This window comes from Pseudochrobactrum lubricantis, from assembly GCF_041929865.1.
Lineage (GTDB): Bacteria > Pseudomonadota > Alphaproteobacteria > Rhizobiales > Rhizobiaceae > Pseudochrobactrum > Pseudochrobactrum saccharolyticum.
This window is the reverse complement of sequence record NZ_JBHEEE010000039.1, coordinates 1-1,400: the sequence shown is the minus strand read 5'-3', so window position 1 is coordinate 1,400 and position 1,400 is coordinate 1. Positions and strand designations below refer to the sequence as shown.

The following is a 1,400-nucleotide window of genomic DNA, read 5'->3' as shown; positions in this document are numbered from 1 at the left end:
CCTGCTCGTGTCGTGGTTGCCGCCGAGGGCCAGATCATTTGCGAGCATTCACGTATCTTTAATCGCTCTCACGAAGCACCGGGGCAGACAGTTTGGTCTTGCCTCGGTTTCGTTCCGGTCTTTTTGAGAGCATTATTTGTTATCAAGGAGACCATATATGTCATTAAAGCATAGTGATGAATTTAAGCGTGATGCAGTTCGCATAGCACTCACTAGTGGCTTAACACGCCGTCAAGTTGCGTCAGATTTAAGTATTGGGCTTTCCACGCTTGGGAAATGGATCGCATCAATTTCCGATGAAACTAAAATTCCTACCCAAGACACTGATCTTCTGCGTGAGAATGAACGTTTACGCAAAGAGAACCGTATCCTTCGGGAGGAGAGGGAGATATTAAAAAAGGCAGCAATATTTTTCGCAGTACAAAAGCTGTGAGATTTCAGTTTATTACGGATTACCGTGGCTCTCTCTCACGTTCACGCATATGTCGTTTGATGGGCGTAACAGATCGTGGTTTACGCGCATGGAAACGCCGTCCTCCATCACTGCGCCAGCGTCGTGATCTTATACTTCTAGCGCATATACGTGAGCAGCATCGGTTGTGTTTGGGGAGCTATGGTAGGCCGCGTATGACAGAAGAGTTGAAAGCGCTGGGCCTGCAGGTTGGGCAGCGTCGGGTTGGACGTTTGATGCGCCAGAATAACATTACAGTTGTTCGAACGCGTAAATTCAAACGGACAACGGATAGTCATCATACCTTCAACATTGCACCGAACCTATTAAAACAAGACTTTAGCGCAAGCGCACCCAACCAGAAATGGGCAGGCGATATCACTTATGTTTGGACCAGAGAAGGATGGGTCTATCTTGCTGTTATCCTTGACCTGTATTCCCGTCGCGTGATTGGCTGGGCAACAGGTGATCGATTAAAGCAGGATCTTGCATTAAGGGCACTGAATATGGCGTTGGCTTTACGCAAACCACCACCGGGTTGTATTCAACACACAGACCGTGGGAGCCAATATTGCGCTCATGAATATCAAAAGCTACTGCTCAAACATCAATTGCTGCCGTCCATGAGCGGGAAAGGCAATTGTTTTGATAACTCCGCAGTAGAAAGCTTCTTTAAATCATTAAAGGCTGAGTTGATTTGGCGCAGACACTGGCAAACAAGGCGAGATATTGAGATTGCAATCTTCGAATATATAAATGGCTTTTATAATCCACGCCGAAGACATTCAACACTCGGCTGGAAATCGCCGGTGGCATTTGAGAAAAAAGCCGCTTAAAATGAGAGATAGACCGGAACACAACCGGTGCAAGACCAGTTTATGATTGGCGGCACTATTTGTCGGTCGTTCAGCGAAAGCCCGGCGCATTGCGCAATGGCGCTCCTTTCACT

1 protein-coding gene is annotated in these 1,400 nt (G+C 47.2%); it reads left to right on the top strand.

Translation table 11 applies throughout. The annotated features are described in order from the left end of the window. Positions 1-157 precede the first annotated feature (157 nt). A protein-coding gene (locus JNC80_RS19900) for an IS3-like element IS1133 family transposase (RefSeq protein WP_085959879.1) occupies positions 158-1,287 on the top strand; the annotation gives its coding sequence in 2 pieces (ribosomal slippage) (positions 158-404 and positions 404-1,287; 1,131 coding nt in all). The last annotated feature ends 113 nt before the right edge of the window (positions 1,288-1,400 follow it).